Genomic DNA, 17,371 nt, shown 5'->3' with positions numbered 1-17,371 from the left:
ACGCTCTTGACATTTAATTTCTTAAATGTATATAATGCCTGTTACTCTATAAACAGGATAAATAAGTACTACCAACCACAAATTTATTACATTATGAAACCAAAGAAAACATTAAAATTTTCAAAAGAGACTGTAACTCTTTTAGACAACACCACAAAAAAAACAGTTAATGGCGGTGCTAAACAGCTCAATGTCGATACAAGTAGCCCTCCAATCTGTATTACCGGTGGTTTTTCTAACTGCTGGTGCTAATCATACCAACACAAATAGAAAAACTGGTATTTAATTAAAAGAGTAATGTAGCTGTTACAAGCAGATATATTACTCTCACTAACCCCTTAAAATTATTAAATTATGAAAACCAAGAAAACATTAAAATTTTCCAAAGAGACTGTAGCTTTATTGGATAAAACAGCAAAGAAATCCATTAATGGAGGGCAGATGAACAGGATAGATTCTTTCACTTGTTATACTTATACTCCTAACTGTCTAAAATAGATCATCAATGGATGATTTCAACTGTCAGTAATATACTCAATACTTTTACAAACTATAGATGAGAAGAAGCTGTTAACCTATTATTTTTCTTCTTTATCAGATCCTATGCCTGGTATCAGGCAGGCAAAGGATTTGATTCCATAAAAAGTTTAAAATTTTCCAAAGAGTCAATGATCCTATTGGATAAAACAGTAAAAAAACAATTTATGGAGAAAATTTCAGACAAAAGAAAATAAATATTCAGGAGTATACAGTGAATATGATCTCTGCCTATAGCAATTCCTATGCTCATTATTTTTGTATTTAATTCATTAAATGAGCCCATTACTTACTTCGGTAAGGTAAAATTATTAAAACCAAACTTAAAATTATTTATTATGAAACCAAAGAAAACATTAAAATTTTCCAAAGAGACTGTAGTTCTATTGGATAAAACAGTAAAAAAAACAGTTAATGGTGGCGGATTATATCAACAGGAAATCACTACAAAAGGAATATATTGTAGTGAATATTGTCTACAAGAATTCTAAACATTTAACATTTTAAATGGACTTTTACTTGCTTCTCTATTGAATGCAGAACAACGTAAATATCAACCATAAAAACCATTGAGGGGGCTGTTAACAACAGCCTCTTTTACTGATTAATCTTTTAGAAATGGAACAAATTATAAACATTACGGATGAAAAGCAGAATACAATAGAAAGGGTGTTATTGCAAATCGCTCTAAGAATTGTTAATAAAAATAAAAACTCTGATCTCGGTTTACTGTCCGGTTCAATGGGAGAAATTTTGTTTTTACACGAATACTCAAAAATAAATCATCATTATAAAGAATATATTCCAGACCATATTGACCACTTATTTGAATCTATAGAACAGGGAAATGTTTTTTATAGTTATTGTTCAGGACTAGCAGGGGTTTGTCTGGGAATTGATTATATAGAATCTCAAACCAATACAGCGTATGAACGTTTTGATTTTGTAGATGATCAGATTCACAGTTGGCTGATTAGCCAGCTTGATTCCTGTATCAAAGCAAAAAATTATGATTTTTTGCATGGTGCTTTAGGAATAGGATTTTATTTTCTGGAAAGATGTAAAGAAGGAGATCTCTCTTCGGAAAAAGCATTGCATCATCTTTTAGAATTCCTAAATGATTCTGCCATACAGGAGAATAACACAATTAAATGGGAAAATGAAAAACATGAAGTGAATATCTCCATGTCTCATGGTATGGTAAGTATTATTCTGTTTTTATTGGAAGTATATAAAGCCGACTTTCAAACCGAATATAATATTTCAAGACTGATAAAAGGGGCAGTAGGTTTTATTTTAACACAGGAAATTGATCCTGCCTTCTATCATTCTTATTTTCCTTTTACTTCCATTGAAAATGAAAAAGAACATCTAAATGGAAGCAGATTGTCCTGGTGCTATGGAGATCTGGGGATTGCCATTATGCTAAGAAAAGTCTCAGAAGTTTTTAATAATCATTTGTGGAGGGAAAAATCTACAGAAATATTAGAATTTTCAACCCAAAGAACAGATGCTGATATCAGGGTGTTAGATGCAGGGATATGCCATGGAAGCTCAGGAGTAGCATTGGTATTTTATAATGAATTTCTACAAACAGGGAATGAAAAATATGCTAAAGCAGCAAAACACTGGATTGACATAACGTTTGATTATTACAAAGAAGATCCTGAACATTTTTCAAGAGTAGCTTATGATCCGGTTAATAAAGAATATACTAATAAATCCAGCTTGTTGGAAGGAACTTGCGGAGTAGGATTGGTCTTGTTATCAATGATAGAAAATAAAACAGATTGGCCAAAATTTTTATTACTATAAATTGCTACAATTATGAAAAGAGAATATTCAGTATCCGATCGGTTTATCCTTCGATATCCATTTGTTTCTTTCAGATATGATAATGGTTGGGAGCTTGATGATATTTATGATTGTAAAGAATTTACGCCTTCCCTATGGGTGGCTTCACCAGTATTGTCAGAAGAATTGCAAAAATGTAAAGAAGGAAAAATAAAGGATGAAAAATCAATAGAAAAAATTAATATTTCACTATATAAATACTGGAGCAGAATAAGATCCCGATCTACTCCCTTTGGATTATTTTCGGGAGTATCTTTAGGAACCATAGGTGACCAGGACAATATTGTTTTTGGTGAAGAGGTTCATTCGAAAATAAGAATGGATATGAAGTATCTGTACGATGTTTTTGTCTATCTCAAAAATCTTTCGGAAGTAAGAAAGAGCTCTTTATTTTATATTAATGACAGTCTTCATCTTTCTGATAATAAATATCGTTTTATAGAAAAAAAATACATGAAAGATGTGATCAAATACGAAATTTCAATTACGGATAGAAGCTTTGTTTTGAAAAAGATCCTGTTATCAGCCAAAAATGGAATCAGTTACCAAGAAATTGTGAATATCCTTGTAGCAGAAGGCTATGATGAAGACGAAAGTTTATATGAATACATTGATAATATTATTGACTCTCAAATTTTAATAAGTGAGCTGGAGCCTACTTTAATTGGTAGAGATTATTTGGAAAAAATTCTTAAAACATTTGAAACAAGAAATATAGATCATGAAGTTTATAGACAGCTTAAGCAGCTAAAATTCCTATTGAATCAATTGAATCAAAAAAGTACGTTAATAGAAGTAGATGATATTATAGGCATAGAGAAATTTGTAGAGAGCATCAATATTCCTTTTGACAGAAAATTTCTTATTCAGATCGATTCTTCCAGAAAACTTCAGTCTTCTTCTTTGAGTAGAGAGCATACTCATGAGTTATTAAATACCGTTTCTTTTCTTTTGAAACTAGGTGTGGAGATGCGTGAAAACACCTATTTAAATGCTTTTAAAAAAGAGTATCAGGAAAGATATGAAACAGAAGAAATTCCTCTTCTTCAGGCATTGGATCCAGAACTGGGAATTGGGTATCCGGCAACAAAGAATACAGGAAAAGACTATAGCAATTCATTAATAGGAAATTTTGTACTCGTTAATCCTGTAAAACCCCAAGAGCAGAAAAAGGGCGATCGGATACAAGATGTTATTATTGAAAAAATAATGATCGCTAAAGAACAGCAACAGGATGAAATTGTTATTTCAGATCAAGATTTTCCGTTTTTAGATTCTGAAAAACCTGTTGAAAAACCATCTATTTTGAATACATTGTTTGAGGTTATTAATGATCCTGACAATAATCAAGTGATTCACTTACAGCTTATAGGGAGTGGATCCGGGGCGAAATTAATGAGTCGGTTTTCACGTCTTGATCAGGATATTGAAGAATATGTACAGCAATTAATCAAAACAGAGCAGGAACAAAGCAGCACTGAGTTGGTAGAATTATCTCATCTGTCCGAGACTCCACGCGTAGGGAATATTTCAATAAGACCGAGATTGACTCAGTATGAAATCACATGTCTGTCTCATTCAGATTTGGATCAAAAATTTGTAATCCCTTTGTCTGATATCATGATATCTATACAAAATGATAAGATTGTTCTCAAATCTAAAAAACTGAAAAAAGAAATTCTGCCTATTCTCACAACGGCACATAACTATGGTTCTTCCTCTTTTGCGGTGTATAAATTTTTATGTGATCTGCAGCAACAGAACTTCCTTTTCAAAGGAATTATACTCGACTCAAGCTTTGATGTTAATCTTAATTATATTCCACGAATCAGATATAAAAACACAATTTTACGATTGGCAAGCTGGAAGATTGTAAAAGCAGAACTTACCAACATTCTTGAAGAAGGTACCAATCGCACTACAAAGCGAAAGATCATTACCCAATGGATGAAAGAGAGAAATATACCACGTTATATTCTTATTGCAGAAAGTGATAATGAGATGTTTGTTGATTTCCATAACGATCATAGCATCAATGTATTTTTATCAATATTGAAACGTCGAGAAAAGTTTAACATCACAGAATTCTTATTCAATGATAAAACAGCAATTGTAAAAGATCGTTCAGGAAACCCTTATAGAAATCAGATTATCCTTCCATTATTTAAAAATCATGAAGACTAGAAAATACGCACCAGGATCAGAATGGCTGTATCTTAAAATCTATACAGGCTATAAAACGGCAGATAAACTATTATTGAATACTATATATTCCTTAATTCTTGATCTGAAACGGAAACAATATATTGATCAGTTCTTTTTTATCAGATATGCAGACCCTCATTTTCACATAAGGGTCAGGCTGCATATTACGGAAGCTAAATATCTGGGTGAGATCATGGGGCTATTTAACCAAAAATTATCCGGAAATCTGAAAAATAATGTAATATGGAAAATCCAGATAGACACGTACAACCGTGAAATAGAACGATATAATATTCATTTAATAGATCAGGCAGAATCTTTTTTTCATATTGATAGTGATTATATTATCAAAATTCTGAAAACCATTAATGCCCGGTTTACTACTCCTGAAGATGTAAAATGGATCATAGGATTGAAACTGATTGAGGACAACCTGGATTTATTCTGTAAAGAAGAAAGTGAAAAACTGAAAATCATTACTATGATGAGTGATGGTTTTAAAAAAGAATTTGGATTTGATATGTACAATTCCAAACAGTTTAATGAAAAGTACAGAGAAAATAAAACAAAAATAGATGCTGTATTATCCGGTGTGGATTTGATTGATGAGCAGAATTATCAAAGTTTATATCATATTTGTAAGAACAGATATAAAGAACTATTGCCTATTGTGTCATTAATGCAAGAGATTCAATCAAAAAAGAAACTCAATACTTATATTGTAACAGACCTTATCCATATGACACTTAATCGATTGATTCCAGCCGAGAACAGATTGCATGAGCTTATATTGTACGATTTTATGAAAAGATATTATGCCGGATTGATTGCTAGGAAACAGAATCATAGAGACGCTGTAAAAGCTGTAAAAGAAGAATTAAGCAAGCCGGAAGTGGTTTCAATATAAGATAAGGATAGATTGCAGGTCAACTATCAGTTTGAAAATAAAAAGCCGTAGAAATACGGCTTTTCATTTTTTCTTAAAGCTAAACATATTCAGGATGATCACCATCACAAACATCTTTGAAATCAGGGTTATCTGTGGTGAATCAACTTCAATAGAAACCGGCTTTAGCCCATTTTTTCAATAACAACCATCCATAGGCTTTAACCCAAACTTATAAATACCATTGCCATAAATAATATCACAGTATTCAGTAAAACAAACTCCTATTATGAAAATTTTAACCCCTTCAAAATGAAAAAAAATCCATAAAATTTCCGTAATTTTGCACGTTGTGATTTTCAGGCAAAGTCACTCCAAATTATGAGCAAATCAACAGAATATATAGAAGTTTACGGAGCACGTGAACACAATCTAAAGAATATAAATGTTAAAATTCCACGCAACGAACTGGTAGTGATTACCGGGCTGTCTGGTAGTGGAAAATCTTCCTTGGCTTTTGATACTATTTTTGCAGAAGGCCAGCGTCGTTATATAGAAACATTCTCTGCTTATGCCCGCCAGTTTTTAGGAGGATTGGAGCGCCCGGATGTAGATAAAATTGAAGGGCTTTCACCCGTAATTGCCATTGAGCAGAAAACAACCAATAAAAATCCTCGTTCTACTGTAGGAACCGTTACAGAACTGTATGATTTCCTTCGTCTTTTGTATGCGAGAGTTTCAGATGCTTACTCTTTATCTACAGGTCAAAAATTGGTAAGCTATACTGAAGATCAGATTCTTGATACCATTAAGGAAAACTATAAAGGAGAAAAGATCATGCTTTTGGCTCCTGTAGTACGTTCCAGAAAAGGACATTATCACGAACTTTTTGTGCAGATGGCCAAAAAAGGATACGGGCAGGCAAGAATTGATGGTGAGCTTCAGGATATTGAATACGATTTAAAACTTGACCGTTATAAAACCCACGATATTGATATTGTGATCGATCGTTGGATCATCGGCGAAAATGCCTCCGAAGGAAGGATGGAAAAATCCCTGCGTACTGCCATGGAAATGGGTGAGGGAATCATCGGAATTCAGAAACTGGGAAGCACAGACATTGAATACTTCTCCAAAAACCTGATGGATGCTGAGACAGGACATTCTTTAGCGTTACCGGAACCTAACACATTCTCTTTCAACTCTCCAAAAGGAAGCTGCCCTGCCTGTAAAGGATTAGGAACAATCAAAAAAATTAATACAGATTATTTTATTGATAATCCGAAACTGTCTATCAATCAGGGAGGTTTATTACCGTTAGAAGATATTAAGTCTAATAAATGGATTCTGGCTCAGATCAAAAATATCCTTGAGATCTTTGGGTTGGGAATGACAACGCCATTACAGGATATTCCGGAAGAAGCATTGGACTATATCTATAACGGATGTCATAAAGAATTCAATAAAGACCTGAAATATGCAGGAATTACCAAGAAAATTAAGATCAGCTTTGACGGTTTGATCGCTTTCATGGAAGAAATTATTGACGAGAGAGAGTCTTATGAAGCAATTTTACTGGAAAGACACTTCACTACAGAAGAAACATGTCCGGAATGTAACGGAACCCGCCTTCAGCCTTCAAGCTTAAGTTTTAAAATTGATGGAAAAAATATCGCTGAGGTCAATGCATTAAGCTTAGCTGATTTAAAAGAATGGTTGGCAGATGTTAAAGACAAATTCTCTGAGAAAAATAAAATCATTGCTCACGAGATCTTAAAAGAAATTGAAACCAGACTTCAGTTTCTACTGGATGTAGGATTGGATTATCTAAGTCTAAGCAGAAGTTCAAAAACCCTTTCAGGAGGAGAGTCACAAAGGATTCGTCTGGCAACACAGATTGGATCTCAGCTGGTGAATGTATTATATATTCTGGATGAACCAAGTATCGGACTTCACCAGAGAGACAACGAAAGATTGATTCATTCCTTAAAGAACCTTAGAGATATAGGAAACTCTGTCTTGGTTGTAGAACACGACAAAGATATGATTCTGGAAGCTGATGAGATATTGGATATTGGCCCAAGAGCCGGAAAGTTTGGTGGCGAAATCCTTTGGCAGGGAAAACCCAAAGAACTTTTAAAAGCAGATACCATTACCGCTCAGTATATTAACGGAAAAAGAAAAATTGAAATTCCGACTGAAAGAAGAGCAGGAAGCGGAAAAAATATAGTTCTGAAAGGAGCAACAGGAAATAACCTGAAAAATGTTACTTTGGATGTTCCACTGGGTAAATTGGTGGTGGTAACCGGAATTTCAGGAAGTGGAAAATCATCCCTGATTAACGGAACATTATATCCAATCCTTAATAAACATTTCTATAGAGCAGTTCAGGAACCTTTACCATACAAAAAGATTGAAGGGCTTGATAATATTGATAAAATTGTAGACGTAGATCAGACTCCAATCGGAAGAACACCCCGTTCGAACCCAGCGACTTATACGGGAATGTTTACAGACATCAGAAACCTTTTTGCAGAATTGCCGGAAAGTAAAATCCGTGGATATAAACCGGGACGATTCTCCTTCAACGTAAAAGGCGGAAGATGTGAAACCTGTCAGGGGGGAGGATTAAAGGTGATTGAAATGAATTTCCTTCCGGATGTATACGTTCATTGTGAAACCTGCAACGGAAAACGTTTTAATAGAGAAACGTTAGAAGTTCGTTACAAAGGAAAATCTATTTCCGATGTATTGGATATGACGATTGATGAAGCCGTAGAATTCTTCCAGCCGATTCCAAAGATCTTTGCTAAAGTGAAGACATTACAGGATGTCGGGTTGGGATATATTACCTTAGGGCAGCAATCAACAACCCTTTCAGGAGGAGAAGCTCAACGTATTAAGTTGGCAACAGAACTGGCAAAAAAACAAACCGGAAATACCCTTTATATCCTTGATGAACCAACAACAGGATTGCATTTTGAAGATGTTAAGATCCTGATGGATGCCATCAATCAATTGGTAGAACTAGGAAACTCATTCATTATTATTGAACACAATATGGATGTTATTAAATTAGCAGACCATATTATTGATGTTGGCCCTGAAGGAGGAAAATATGGCGGACAGATTGTTGCACAGGGAACTCCTGAAGAAATTGTGAAGTCTAAGAAGAGCTTGACCGGGAAATTCTTGAAGAGAGAATTGGAGTAAGGTTTTCGATATAGTTAAACTAGCCCATAAGAATCATCAAAATTTTTTAGCATACTACAACAAAAACATATGGAATAATCTATTGAATAGAGTGGACTGTTTTTATTGATAATTATTTATTATTGATAATATGTAGATTATATAATAAATAAATATGAAACTGTAAAAAAAAAAAATAAAAAATGGAATAACTTTACAATACCAAACAACAAAATATTTTATTATGAAAAATTTAAAAAAATTAAACAATTCAGAATTGAAGTCTGTATTTGGAGGTGGTGATTCTGTACCAATCCAAATTTGTAAGGTATGCCTTTTTGATCTTGTGGTATGTGGACCAAATCCACAATGTCCTTAAAAAAATCAAGCCGCTTTTTGTAAGCGGCTTATTTTTAATAAAAAGAATGGAGTTGTCCAAATACTTTCACTGATTAATTGATTGAATTATAGATGATTATAATTTCAGTAGAGTTAAAAACTCAACAACTTTCTATAAGAGTGGCAGAACTTCAATCATTTAAACTTATAGATACCTGTAAATCAGAATATAATTACCATAACTCAAAAAAAAAATATTTACCGGACTATAGTAGATTTTTAAAATGTAAAACGATGAAATAGAATTTGCGAAAGCAGACTCTTTTTTTATTTTTATCCCAGCCAATTCAAACATTTAATCATGAAAAAGTACATCATCCTGGCAGTAGTTCCACTTCTTTTATCCTGTAAGAAAGAGGAATCCAGACTTATAGCACCAGAAACAATGGTTCAAAAAAAGGATAGTATGACCATAGAACCGGAATATCAATTGGATAAAAACACAGTTTTTGGGGTATATCAGCTTACCAATAAAGATATAGCGATCTGTCTTCCCGCTCAGTTTGGTGCTCAGGATGATCCGTTATCCAAAAAATATGAAATATTTCTGGCTAAAGACTCCATTCCCTGGATATATGGAAAAGATATGAAGGATTACCAATATTATGATACCCTTTCTGTAGGCCCATTGTATTATAATAAAAGATTTGAAGACACCTTTAAAAAAGAAATGAAGGACTCCTATTTTGTCTATGGAACAAAATCTTTTCAGAAGTGTAGTATAAGACGGGTTGTTTTCCAATCTACAGAATGTGGAAACGATTATATTGCTTACATACTGAATGTTGATAAAAATCTCATTGGAAATCCGTTGATTGCTTCAGAAAAAGTAATTCCGTTGAAATATGGTGATCGTTATTCGGAGATCAATCGGTTAATCAAAAAATCAGCAGCCAAAGAAAGTACAGAAAACAACTATGGGTTCGGAAACTATAATCCCATTGTTTATGGAAATTATAAAAACCTTTATTTCACTTATTATGATGATTTTAAATGGCATGATAAAAAGTCAGGTTCCAATTGCCAGTTTCCGGAAAGAGCCATTTTTGAAACTGATGTTATGGGAAAAGTAAATCTACTCTGGAGCTCAGAAATGGATCTTCTTGGTTTGCCCTGTCTCTAATCGTAAATATGTTGAGATTATAAGTCGTCTATAATAGACGATTTTTTTGTTAACAATATCATTCATTAGCTGTGAAAATAAGAATAAAAAGACTTAAATTTTAAATATTCAAGAGGCTAAGCAGCATTCCAATATTAAATTTCCAATTATTTAAAAATTTATAGCACTGATAATCAGTTAATTAAGTTTTAATGTTAACTCAATGTTAACTCAATGTAAAATTAATATGAATTATTTTTAATAACTTTGGTTAAGAGATACAGAATAAGTTTAGTATAATATTTAAAACCAGATAGTTATGAAAAATAAAATTCAAATATTGATCGCTTCACTTTTCGTTACCGGATTTGTTTCTGTAATGAACCAGGCTAATGCACAAACTACAGATAAGAATACCATAGAGGCAATCCAGTTGAGTAAAAGCGAAACCTTTAGCGATATAAGAAATAAATTAATGGCCAATTTTGATCTGGATAATCCCGAATATAAACAAGGGACTGTAAATTCAGTGGTAAAATTTGATATTGCCAAGAACGGGAAAATCGTGAACGTCCATTCCAGCGGAGATTGTAAGACGGTAAGCAAAGAAATTGAAACGGTTTTGAGCGATTTGGATTATAGAGTAGACCGTAATAAATTGACAGACAATATGGTGGCTTATACCTACGTGATGCCTGTTACTGTAGAAATTCATAACCGATAATATCGGTAGACTAATATATTCAGTTAAAAAGTGTAAATAATGAAAATTATAAGTGTTAAACTGTAATAATAGATAATGATATTCGTTTTAATTTTACAAAACCATAAAATTAGAACTATATGAAAAATTTAAAGAAACTGACTAAAGTAGATTTGAAGTCAGTGTACGGAGGAGAGCCTAAAAAATACTGTACTTTTTGCGAATGGGCAAATAAAGTAATTTGCAGCGATATTCCAATCGTTCAGTGCCCATAACAAATCAAGCCGCTTTTTAAGCGGCTTTTTTATTGTTTCGCAGATCGTATAAAATCATTCAAACTCATTGTGAGATTTGTAGAATGATTTACTTTTTTATCGAAAATGATATTATTTATTTTCCAGTCTTTATCAATGTTAATCAGTTGTATAGTATCTGTCCATACAAGCTTTGGTGATACCAGGTTGTATTCAAACTGAGCGATTACTTCTGCTACGTTGTTATGAATATTAATCCTCTTAATGGTATATCCGGTATACCCTTCATATAAACTTGAGAATATAGCTCCTTCAAATAGCAAAGGCTTTTCATCAGGATGATCACTGTTTTTCACTTTTTCAATATCAGCTTTTGAAACATCTATTGCTGTCTCTATCGTTTTCTTAAGCTCCGGAGAAAACAGAGTGTTTGATACAGGCTGGCGGTAAATAGCTTCATTGGATGAGCCATATTGATGGTAGAGCCGGTTTACCTTTTCAGTAATATGTTTTTCCTCAATGGATGGTGAGGTCGTTGTATTACAAGAGGCAAAACATACAACACAACTTAAATAGTAAAAAAAAGACTTTGTCATAATCAGATATTAATTTTGAAATCCCAAAAGTGTACCAAAACCTACTTGGTAAGGCATTGTGAGGGATTTCTTTAACGAAATTGGTCTCGTATTTGTTATGATATTTCCTATATTTGTGATAATTAAAGACTGAATAACACAAAAAAACACAACATGAAAAAAAATACAACCTCAGAACGTGTATCCTTTAGTGACGGATACAAAGCTCCTGATAACGCTCAGGCAGTGAAAGAAAATAACACGGCAGGAATCAACCGTATTGTCAAGCTTTCCGCAGTAATCAATGGCGAAATCATTTCCAGTTTTAAACATTTCAAATTAAAGCAAAGTGCTGTAACCCATCACGAATTTGAATTAACGCTGGCTCATGATGCTTTATCCGAAAAACAGGGACATCAGCTGGAACAGGCCAATGCATTTTTAGGAAAACGCCTTACCATCAAAATTGCTTACAAAGATTTTGAAACCAAAAACAGTCCTGAAAGAGTTTTTGTAGGAATCATTACCAAAGTAGGCTTCAGCCAGGAAGCTCACAGCTTGGGAAATATTGTTTTAAAAGGCTTTAGCCCTACCATTCTTTTAGACGGATCTCCACATACCCAGAGCTTTGGAGGATCACAACCCGTGAATACGGGAATTATAGCCGATGAGGTCATTAAGCAGGGAATAGATCCGTTTTGGTATGATTTCAGAGTAAATGCCAAAGCCTCATCACAAATTATCTACAGCTCTCAATACAACGAAACCCATTACAATTACTTATGCAGATTGGCAGAAGCCTATGGTGAACAGTTTTTCTATGATGGGGAAGTACTGCATTTCGGAAATATGCCGGCTCCGGCTGCACCTCTTGAGCTGATAAGCGGAAGCAATGCTTCAAATATTCATACCGAGCTCCGCGCACTGCATACCCAACCGAATTATTATGGCTATAACAGCAGTAAAAATACCATGCTTACTTCAGGAGAAACGCCGATAAAGCATATGGGAAATCTTGCCCAAAAGGCTTATTCAAATAATGAGGGTATTTTTAAAACCCCTTCACTTCAGTCGGCTCCCATCAGGGCGGCTACTGATATGGATGTGGTGAATTCCCAAACGGGAGCATGGGGAAGTAAAGGAGTAGATGTATTTGTAGTATCCGGTGATACCACAATGCCGTTTCTATATCCCGGATGTACCGCAGATCTTTACCTCAGAAAACCCGATTCCAGCAAAACAGGATATTTCACAAAATTGATGATGACAGAGGTAACCCATGAGATTGATACCTTAGGCCATTATAAAGGAAGCTTTGAAGCTATTGCTTCTGATACAGGATTTATCCCAAAGCCTGAATTTAAAACTCCTTTTGCAGAAACACAGCCAGCCGTAGTAATTTCCAATGAAGATCCGCTGGGACAGGGACGAGTAAAAGTAAAGTTCCTTTGGCAGCTTAATGAAACCACAGATTTTATCAGGGTAATGAGCCCCGATGCTGGAGGAACAGATCAGATCACCCAAAACAGAGGCTATGTAGCCATTCCGGAAGTGGGAGATCAGGTGATGGTAGGATTTGTACATAACCATCCGGACCGTCCTTTCGTGATGGGCGGAATGTTCCATGGCGGTGTTGCTCTTGGCGGTGGAGTGAATAATCATTTAAAATCTATTCAGACCAGAAGCGGTATCCGTATTCTGATGAATGATGCCGAAGGAAGCGTAAATATTGTAGACCCAAGCGGTAATAACTATTTCATGGATGGAAAAGGCAATATTACAGTATCTGCTCCCAATGATATCAACTTTAATGCAGGCGGAAATCTTAATATCAATGTGGGACAAAATATGTCTACCAGTGTTGGAATGAATAAAACAGATACGGTGACGATGAATCATAGCGAAAGTGTGGGAGCCTTGAAATTAACTTCAGTAATGGGAGATGCCAATGTGATGGTGACAGGAAAATTAACTGAGTATGTTAAAGGAAATATAGAATCACATACAGAAAAAGGGAGACAAGTACATTCCAAAGAACTTGAAATGAACAGCCAGCAGAATATAAAGTTGAATTCCTCTTCTGAACTTTATGCACAAAGTGGAGAAAAATCTAAAAATCATTAATTATGAAAGTTGTAATTTGTGATGGTAAAATCTCCTATACTAGTGATGAGGATTTGATTATTCATTCCTTTGATGGTAATATGTGCTTCAGTGCAGGAAGTCTTACAACATGGAATGCTAGTAATACGATCTATAAGGATTATGAAAATATGGTTTTACCCAATGCATTAGCTGAAGTGGTAGAAGTAGGTTTTGCTAAACAGGAAATCAAAGAAAGTACAGCTGATAAAACCAAAAAGGTAATGGCTTTGCCAATCTCTAATAGCTTCTCATTGGGAGAACGTGTATTTTTAAAAGTAAAAACTATAGGCTTAACAGGGAAGAAACTTAAAGTTGAAGTAAGGCAGGGTATTGAAAAGCAGCTTACAGATAAAGATCAAAAGGTAGAAGCTTTAAGTGTAGCAGAAATGACTGTAGGTAAAATTACCCAAAGTGAAGATGCTAAAAATAAATATGATGCCTCTAATCTTCGTGCTTTGGAAAATATAGCCATGAAGGAAATGACCTTAGAAGCTAAAACAGACGCTGAAAAGAGAAATTGGAAAGAGATTTTAACAAAAACAAGAGACAAAAAAATCAAGCTTTATTTTCATGTGGAAGTATTAGATGCCGATGGAGAAGTGAAATATGATGGAGATGATGCCAATGATCCTAAGAATTTTTCTTATAAGAAACCGTTTGAGTTGATAGATGGAAAAGTGTGTTTTTGCTTTAATCAAGGTATTGTTGAAAAATCTTGCTTAGGAAAGGGTACGGCAATTCCTAATAAAATGTATGATGAGGCTGCAGAAGAATTAAATATTGAGAAAGCAACTATGCTGGCCATTGCTAAACAAGAAACACATAAAAGTAGTTTTTGGAAAGAAGGTCAAGCCACAATACTATATGAAAGGCACAAAATGTGGAAGCATTTAAAAGAAGATCTCCATAAATCTAAAGAAGAATTAAATGTGTTAAATAAAAAATATCCAGAATTAGTAAATCCTAACCAAGGTGGATATGGGTTATTTAGTGCCCAATATACAAAATTAGAAAAAGCGAAAAAAATTGATTATGATTCTGCTATAAAAGCGTGTTCATGGGGGAAATTTCAAGTTTTAGGAGCGAGTTATGCAGGCGCTTTTTCAAGTCCTAGAGAATTGGAAGAAGCTGTTAATACATGCGAGATACAACAGTTTAGATTGTTTAAAGGTTATTTAAAAAATACAAATGGGATGACTAAAGCATTGAGAAATCATGAATGGGAAACAGTCGCAAAATTATACAACGGGTCTTCCTGGAAAACTATAAATCCTGATTACGCCAAGAATATAAAAAAATATTATGGAGAATTTGCTAATAAAAAGTAACCTTATTGTTTTAATATTTATATTTTCTAGTTTCTATTCACAGGAAAAGAAATTAGATTCTATTACTATAAATAACGGAAAATATTATATATACGTTCAAGAAAAAAATGATACTATAAACAGATCTATAGAGGTTTATAAGAATAAAAATATATTATTGTCTACAAACAAAAATATTATTCCATGTCGAAATTGTGGTGGAATAAACGGGGATCCATATATTTCTATTGAACAGGGTGAAAATTCTGAGTTTGTAATTAATATGGATAATAATCTTATAACATTTAGTATATCTAATAATAGAGTATTATTAGTTCAGAGTAAATTTTTTAATAAAGTTGAAAATAAAAAAAGTAGAGGGAAAGTGATCGTTAAATATATTATTTTTTCCCCTAGAAATAAACAATATATTTATTTAGAAGATTACTCCCAAGAAAAGCTGGAAAGACAATATCAAAAGAAGGTTTATTTTAATTAACTAAATAATAGTATGAGATATTTATCGATTATTTTTATTTGGAATTGTTTTAGGGTAAAGAAATATAACTTCAATGTGACAGGTAAATATTTTCTCCGATAAACCATTGAAATAAATATATATAAAAGCAAAAATATTTTTTTTTATTAAAAATGTTAAAAAAGTGTGAATATAAGCTTAATAATGAAAGATTTTGCTTTAGTTTTTTTGATTACTAAAGAAATTTTTAAATGAGAAAAGAAATAATAATATTTTTTATACTATGTTTTATTACATATCATAATCATGTTTTGGCACAGAACATAGATTCATTTATTCCTAAAGGTTTTGAGGTGAATTTAAAATATGAAAATGATTTTAATAATGATAAAGTTAAAGATGTTTTATTGATTTTAAATTCTGTGAAAGAGAATGAACTATTAGTAAATAATACAGATTCAATATCTAAAAGAAGATTAATTGTTCTTTTAGGAGATAAAAAACAGGTATACACTAAAATAGTTGATAAAGATAATGTTGTTCCATGCAAAGAATGTGGAGGCAAATGTGATAATTTGTATTCAGATTTATCATTTTCAAATGAAATATTAAGTTATACTACTTGTAATTTTTCTTTAGAATCTTCATCCTACACTATTTCATCTTTTAAGCTGGGTTTAAGAAAGAATACAGATTTTAAACTCTTAGAATACATTGAAAAATATTATCAAAATTCTGAAGATGAATATCCTGAGATTATAGAATTAAATGAAAGAGATTTTACTGATGAAAAATTTGATTTTTATAAATTTAATTTTGCTCAAAATACATGGATTAATAAGCTAGTTATTTCTGAAAATAATGTACGAAAACTCAATGATTTTGCTTTTGGTCTTTATAAGAAAAAAGAATATAGCACTTCTATAATTTTTTTTGAAACAATTCTTCAAAAATTCCCTACACGAATAGTCACCTATCTTAATCTAGCAGATGCTTACTGGGCAGTAAGAAATCAAAAACTGGCAAAAGAAAATTACCAAAAATATTTTGATCTAATGAAATCACAGAAGAAAGATATTAAGAAAATTCCTCAGCATGTTTGGACAAGAATAAAATGAAAAGTCCCTTAATAAAAAATAGTTTATTATTTATTTTGTTCTTTTTTAGTACAAATTTATTTTCACAATCTTATGAAGATCTAAAAAAAGATATAATTAATTTCTCTTCAATTAAATCAGATTTAAATTTAGATGGAAAGCCAGATGTTATTTTTTATAATAAGTGGTTGGGGGTAATAGTATGTATTTTTTTATTAATAGTAAAAACAAATACAAATTAAGCTTAAAGACTATAAATTTTAATTTAGATAGATTATATAAAATAGAGAAATTAGAACCAGTGCCAAATAATAACGATCGAGTTATATTAAAAATACATACTCTATCAGCTGACAAAGAAGATATAAAAGGGTAAACTTCCCTGTTTTGGTAAACTTCCCTGTTTTGGTAAACTTCCCTGTTTTTCAGACAAATTAAAATTATTAAATTTAGTTTGTTAAACATTATGAAAAAGAGCAAATTTTCAGAACATCAGATTATCAATATTCTGAAAGAATATGAATCTGGGAAAGCGACAAAAGATATTTGTCGTGAGCATGGAATTTCAGCAGCTACTTTCTACCAGTGGAAGCAGAAATACGGAGGAATGGATGCACAACATCTTAAGGAACTTAAA

Annotated in this window: 17 protein-coding genes; 16 read left to right on the top strand and 1 reads right to left on the bottom strand. The window is 32.7% G+C overall.

Annotation, left to right across the window (positions count from 1 at the left end):
* The first annotated feature begins 93 nt into the window (after positions 1-93).
* From GTR01_RS07475 to GTR01_RS07430, 11 genes are all read left to right on the top strand, one after another.
* The gene (locus GTR01_RS07475; RefSeq protein ID WP_160137239.1) at positions 94-252 is read left to right on the top strand and encodes a hypothetical protein; all 159 of its coding nucleotides are present in this window, start codon (positions 94-96) and stop codon (positions 250-252) included.
* Positions 253-354: 102 nt separating this feature from the next.
* Entirely contained in the window at positions 355-498 is a 144-nt protein-coding gene (locus tag GTR01_RS07470) for a hypothetical protein (protein ID WP_160137238.1), read from the top strand.
* Between the two features lie 377 nt (positions 499-875).
* Positions 876-1,028, top strand: coding sequence for a hypothetical protein (locus GTR01_RS07465; protein WP_160137237.1), 153 nt, complete (start codon positions 876-878; stop codon positions 1,026-1,028).
* Positions 1,029-1,155: 127 nt separating this feature from the next.
* Entirely contained in the window at positions 1,156-2,352 is a 1,197-nt protein-coding gene (locus tag GTR01_RS07460) for a lanthionine synthetase C family protein (RefSeq protein ID WP_160137236.1), read from the top strand.
* A 12-nt stretch (positions 2,353-2,364) separates the two neighbouring features.
* Entirely contained in the window at positions 2,365-4,575 is a 2,211-nt protein-coding gene (locus tag GTR01_RS07455; RefSeq protein WP_160137235.1) for a lantibiotic dehydratase family protein, read from the top strand.
* Positions 4,565-5,503 (top strand): thiopeptide-type bacteriocin biosynthesis protein, encoded by a 939-nt coding sequence (locus GTR01_RS07450; RefSeq protein WP_160137234.1) that lies wholly within the window; start codon positions 4,565-4,567, stop codon positions 5,501-5,503. Before GTR01_RS07455 ends, GTR01_RS07450 begins: the two co-directional genes overlap by 11 nt.
* Positions 5,504-5,863: 360 nt before the next feature.
* Positions 5,864-8,695, top strand: coding sequence for an excinuclease ABC subunit UvrA (gene uvrA / locus GTR01_RS07445; protein ID WP_160137233.1), 2,832 nt, complete (start codon positions 5,864-5,866; stop codon positions 8,693-8,695).
* Between the two features lie 223 nt (positions 8,696-8,918).
* On the top strand, positions 8,919-9,053 hold the full coding sequence (locus GTR01_RS24875; RefSeq protein WP_410492573.1) for a bacteriocin-like protein: 135 nt from the start codon (positions 8,919-8,921) through the stop codon (positions 9,051-9,053).
* Between the two features lie 321 nt (positions 9,054-9,374).
* Entirely contained in the window at positions 9,375-10,196 is an 822-nt protein-coding gene (locus tag GTR01_RS07440; protein WP_160137232.1) for a hypothetical protein, read from the top strand.
* Between the two features lie 298 nt (positions 10,197-10,494).
* On the top strand, positions 10,495-10,899 hold the full coding sequence (locus GTR01_RS07435; protein ID WP_160137231.1) for a hypothetical protein: 405 nt from the start codon (positions 10,495-10,497) through the stop codon (positions 10,897-10,899).
* Between the two features lie 119 nt (positions 10,900-11,018).
* Entirely contained in the window at positions 11,019-11,153 is a 135-nt protein-coding gene (locus GTR01_RS07430; protein WP_160137230.1) for a bacteriocin-like protein, read from the top strand.
* A 29-nt stretch (positions 11,154-11,182) separates the two neighbouring features.
* Here the strand turns inward: GTR01_RS07430 and GTR01_RS07425 are convergent, their stop codons facing one another.
* Entirely contained in the window at positions 11,183-11,728 is a 546-nt protein-coding gene (locus GTR01_RS07425) for a hypothetical protein (RefSeq protein WP_160137229.1), read from the bottom strand.
* A 153-nt stretch (positions 11,729-11,881) separates the two neighbouring features.
* Between GTR01_RS07425 and GTR01_RS07420 the strand changes: the two genes are divergently transcribed.
* The 5 genes from GTR01_RS07420 to GTR01_RS07400 all read left to right on the top strand — a co-directional run.
* Entirely contained in the window at positions 11,882-13,831 is a 1,950-nt protein-coding gene (locus GTR01_RS07420; protein WP_160137228.1) for a type VI secretion system Vgr family protein, read from the top strand.
* A 2-nt stretch (positions 13,832-13,833) separates the two neighbouring features.
* A complete protein-coding gene (locus GTR01_RS07415; RefSeq protein WP_160137227.1) occupies positions 13,834-15,180 on the top strand; it encodes an N-acetylmuramidase domain-containing protein in 1,347 nt (448 codons plus the stop codon).
* Complete coding sequence (locus GTR01_RS07410) at positions 15,155-15,658, top strand: hypothetical protein (protein ID WP_160137226.1); 504 nt, start codon at positions 15,155-15,157, stop codon at positions 15,656-15,658. Before GTR01_RS07415 ends, GTR01_RS07410 begins: the two co-directional genes overlap by 26 nt.
* A 230-nt stretch (positions 15,659-15,888) precedes the next feature.
* A complete protein-coding gene (locus GTR01_RS07405; RefSeq protein ID WP_160137225.1) occupies positions 15,889-16,755 on the top strand; it encodes a tetratricopeptide repeat protein in 867 nt (288 codons plus the stop codon).
* A 445-nt stretch (positions 16,756-17,200) separates the two neighbouring features.
* On the top strand, positions 17,201-17,371 hold a 171-nt coding region (locus GTR01_RS07400), incomplete at its 3' end, for a transposase (protein ID WP_160137224.1).

This window comes from Chryseobacterium sp. c4a, from assembly GCF_009900745.1.
In the GTDB taxonomy this organism is placed as follows: Bacteria; Bacteroidota; Bacteroidia; order Flavobacteriales; family Weeksellaceae; genus Chryseobacterium.
The sequence above is the reverse complement of the archived record's forward strand: the minus strand, read 5'-3'. Positions and strand labels throughout refer to the sequence as shown.

Excerpts from the sequence above, each read along its gene's own strand:
- GTR01_RS07475 (WP_160137239.1), top strand. The coding sequence starts at position 94 with ATGAAACCAAAGAAAACATTAAAATTTTCAAAAGAGACTGTAACTCTT.
- GTR01_RS07470 (WP_160137238.1), top strand. The coding sequence starts at position 355 with ATGAAAACCAAGAAAACATTAAAATTTTCCAAAGAGACTGTAGCTTTA.
- GTR01_RS07465 (WP_160137237.1), top strand. The coding sequence starts at position 876 with ATGAAACCAAAGAAAACATTAAAATTTTCCAAAGAGACTGTAGTTCTA.
- GTR01_RS07460 (WP_160137236.1), top strand. The coding sequence starts at position 1,156 with ATGGAACAAATTATAAACATTACGGATGAAAAGCAGAATACAATAGAA.
- GTR01_RS07455 (WP_160137235.1), top strand. The coding sequence starts at position 2,365 with ATGAAAAGAGAATATTCAGTATCCGATCGGTTTATCCTTCGATATCCA.
- GTR01_RS07450 (WP_160137234.1), top strand. The coding sequence starts at position 4,565 with ATGAAGACTAGAAAATACGCACCAGGATCAGAATGGCTGTATCTTAAA.
- uvrA (WP_160137233.1), top strand. The coding sequence starts at position 5,864 with ATGAGCAAATCAACAGAATATATAGAAGTTTACGGAGCACGTGAACAC.
- GTR01_RS24875 (WP_410492573.1), top strand. The coding sequence starts at position 8,919 with ATGAAAAATTTAAAAAAATTAAACAATTCAGAATTGAAGTCTGTATTT.
- GTR01_RS07440 (WP_160137232.1), top strand. The coding sequence starts at position 9,375 with ATGAAAAAGTACATCATCCTGGCAGTAGTTCCACTTCTTTTATCCTGT.
- GTR01_RS07435 (WP_160137231.1), top strand. The coding sequence starts at position 10,495 with ATGAAAAATAAAATTCAAATATTGATCGCTTCACTTTTCGTTACCGGA.
- GTR01_RS07430 (WP_160137230.1), top strand. The coding sequence starts at position 11,019 with ATGAAAAATTTAAAGAAACTGACTAAAGTAGATTTGAAGTCAGTGTAC.
- GTR01_RS07425 (WP_160137229.1), bottom strand. The coding sequence starts at position 11,728 with ATGACAAAGTCTTTTTTTTACTATTTAAGTTGTGTTGTATGTTTTGCC.
- GTR01_RS07420 (WP_160137228.1), top strand. The coding sequence starts at position 11,882 with ATGAAAAAAAATACAACCTCAGAACGTGTATCCTTTAGTGACGGATAC.
- GTR01_RS07415 (WP_160137227.1), top strand. The coding sequence starts at position 13,834 with ATGAAAGTTGTAATTTGTGATGGTAAAATCTCCTATACTAGTGATGAG.
- GTR01_RS07410 (WP_160137226.1), top strand. The coding sequence starts at position 15,155 with ATGGAGAATTTGCTAATAAAAAGTAACCTTATTGTTTTAATATTTATA.
- GTR01_RS07405 (WP_160137225.1), top strand. The coding sequence starts at position 15,889 with ATGAGAAAAGAAATAATAATATTTTTTATACTATGTTTTATTACATAT.